The sequence below is a fragment of the Kineococcus glutinatus genome, from assembly GCF_039542765.1.
Taxonomy (GTDB): Bacteria; Actinomycetota; Actinomycetes; order Actinomycetales; family Kineococcaceae; genus Kineococcus_A; species Kineococcus_A glutinatus.
Window position 1 is genome coordinate 1 of record NZ_BAABIL010000383.1, and the last position, 2,631, is coordinate 2,631.

The following is a 2,631-nucleotide window of genomic DNA, read 5'->3' on the forward strand; positions in this document are numbered from 1 at the left end:
CGAGTTCCGCCGCTCGCGCCGCGCGGGGCGGCTGGCGGCCCGCGCCGCCCTCGTGCTGGCGGCCGCGGGCGGGGTGACCGCCACGGCACGGCGGCTGCGGCGTGCCCGCTGAGCGGACCCGTTCCCGCGCAGCGGGTCTCCTCTTGCACTCGACGCGTTGGAGTGCTAATCCTTGAGGTGTTCCGGGGCGGCTGGGACGACCCCGGGACACCGTGCAACGCGCATCTTCGGACCTGGATCGTCAACACGTCTCGGAGGTGGTGGAGATGTTGATGCGCACCGATCCCTTCCGCGAGCTGGACCGGCTCACGCAGCAGGTCCTCGGCACACCGGCGCGCCCGGCGGTGATGGCGATGGACGCCTGGCGCAGCGGCGACGAGTTCGTGGTCGAGTTCGACCTGCCCGGCGTCGACCCCGGCAGCGTGGAGCTCGACGTGGAGCGCAACGTGCTGACCGTCAGGGCGCAGCGCCCCGTGCACGAGGGCACCGCCGAGATGCTGGCCGCCGAGCGGCCGCGGGGCGTCTTCAGCCGCCAGCTCATCCTGGGCGACAACCTCGACACGGAGAAGATCTCCGCGGCCTACCACTCCGGCGTGCTGACGCTGCGCATCCCGGTGGCCGAGCGGGCCAAGCCGCGCCGCATCCAGATCGACACCGGCGACGAGCAGCTGGCCATCTCCCGCTGAGGCGGGCCGGGGGCCGGGGGGCCACCCCCCGGCCCCCGTTCGCGCTGCGCGGCGGCGCCGGTGCGCTGCAGGATGGCCTGGTGGCCCACGCGACGACGGCCCGCACCGCCACCGCGGCGCTCCTCGCCCTGCTCCTGACCTCCTGCACCGGCGGCGCGGGGGGAGCCGGACCCGCGCGGGAGGCCACCGCGCCGCCCGCCACCGCGGCGGGGCCCGTCGCACCCGGGCCCCCCGCCCCCACCCCCACCACCACCGCCTCGACGTGGTTCGAGCCGGGCGCGGCGTGGACGGGCGACTTCGGCGACCCGCACGTCGTCGTCGACGGCGGCACGTACTACGCCTACGCCTCCCCCGTCGGCGGGCGCTACCTGCCCGTCCTGACGAGCACCGACCTGCGCACCTGGACCGTGCGGCCCCGCTGGTCGAACACCGGCCCACCCGGCCGGCCGGGGTACGACGCCCACACCGACGAGGCGATCCCCGCCGAGATCCGCGACGCCCCGCTGGACGACTGGGGCGTGTACGACCTCAACGACGCGCTGGTGCGCCCGGCCTCGTGGGGCCTGCCGCACCAGCAGGGCCCGTGGCTGGAGCGGGACCTGTGGGCGTCCTCGGCGTTCGCGATCGACCCGGCGCCGGGCTCCGGCGGGCAGCGGACCTGGTACGCGTACTCGGCGGTGCGGGTCAGCGGGGAGCGCTTCTGCCTGACCGCGGCCAGCGCGCCCTCCCCGCTGGGTCCGTTCCGCGACGTCTCCGGCGACGGGCCGATCCAGTGCCAGCCCGCCGACCGGGACCCCGGCGGCTCCATCGACCCCAACCCGTACCACGACCCCGCCACGGGCCGGAACCACCTGCTGTGGAAGGCGGCCGGGCAGCTGGGGGTGCGCCCCTCGGCGCTGCTGGCCACCGAGCTCGGCCCGGACGGCAAGCCGCTGCCCGGTGCGCCGGTCACGACGCTGCTGGAGACGAACGCGGACGCCGCCTGGGAGGGCGACACCATCGAGAACCCCTCGATGGTCACCTACCGCGGCACGACGTACCTGTTCTACTCCGCCAACTACTCCGGGGTGCTGGACGACGACGGGCGCAGCAACTACGCCGCCGGGTACGCGATCTGCCCGCAGGGCCCGGCCGGGCCCTGCACCCGCCCCGACCCGCAGGTGCCGCTGCTGGCCAGCGAGGGCGACCTGCAGGGCCCCGGCGGCTCGGCGGGCTTCGTCGACGCCGAGGGCCGGCTGCGGATGGCCTACGCCGCCTTCCGCCTCGGGGAGAACCTCGGCGGCGCGCAGCCGCACCCGCGGCGGATGGGCGTGGTGGAGCTGGCGCAGGCCCCCGACGGCCGGCTGGGCGTCGCCGGCGGGCGCACCGACCCCGCCGGGGAGGTGGCGCGCACGTGGGCCGAGCTCGGCGGTGCCGACGGGGAGCTGGGCGAGGCCCTGGGCCCGGTGGTGGCCACCGCGGACGGGCGGGCCCGCTCGCAGCGCTTCCGCGGCGGCACGATCGTCTCCTCCCCCGCCACCGGCACCCACGTCGTGCGCGGGGCGGTGGAGGCGGCGTGGCGGGCCGCGGGCGCGGAGGACGGGGTGCTGGGGCTGCCGACCACCGAGGAGGCGCCCGCCCGGGACGGGCGGTCGGTGTTCGCCCACTTCGAGCGCGGCTCGATCTACTCATCCCCCGCGACGGGGGCGCACTGGGTGCGCGGCACGATCCGCACCACCTGGGGCGACACCGGCTGGGAGTCCGGGCCGCTGGGGCTGCCGGTGGGGGACGAGCAGGTCGTGCCCGGCGGCTGGCGCAGCGACTTCGAGGGCGGCTCGATCACCGTCGACGCCGCGACGGGCCTGGCGACGACCACCCTGACCGGGGGCGGTGGCTAGCCTCGGCGCCGTGAGCACGCCCGGCCGCAGGTCCACCGCGCGCGACGACGTCAGCGCGTGGTTCAGCG

At 77.1% G+C, this 2,631-nt stretch carries 2 protein-coding genes; both read left to right on the forward strand.

All coding sequences use genetic code 11. The features are described 5' to 3' along the window. Positions 1–266: 266 nt before the first annotated feature. On the forward strand, positions 267–686 hold the full coding sequence (locus ABEB16_RS14110; RefSeq protein ID WP_345712875.1) for an Hsp20/alpha crystallin family protein: 420 nt from the start codon (positions 267–269) through the stop codon (positions 684–686). An 80-nt stretch (positions 687–766) separates the two neighbouring features. Next, entirely contained in the window at positions 767–2,563 is a 1,797-nt protein-coding gene (locus tag ABEB16_RS14115) for a family 43 glycosylhydrolase (protein WP_345712876.1), read from the forward strand. The last annotated feature ends 68 nt before the right edge of the window (positions 2,564–2,631 follow it).

What these genes read in the sequence shown, in the direction of transcription:
- ABEB16_RS14110 (WP_345712875.1), top strand. Translation starts at nt 267, where the DNA reads ATGTTGATGCGCACCGATCCCTTCCGCGAGCTGGACCGGCTCACGCAG.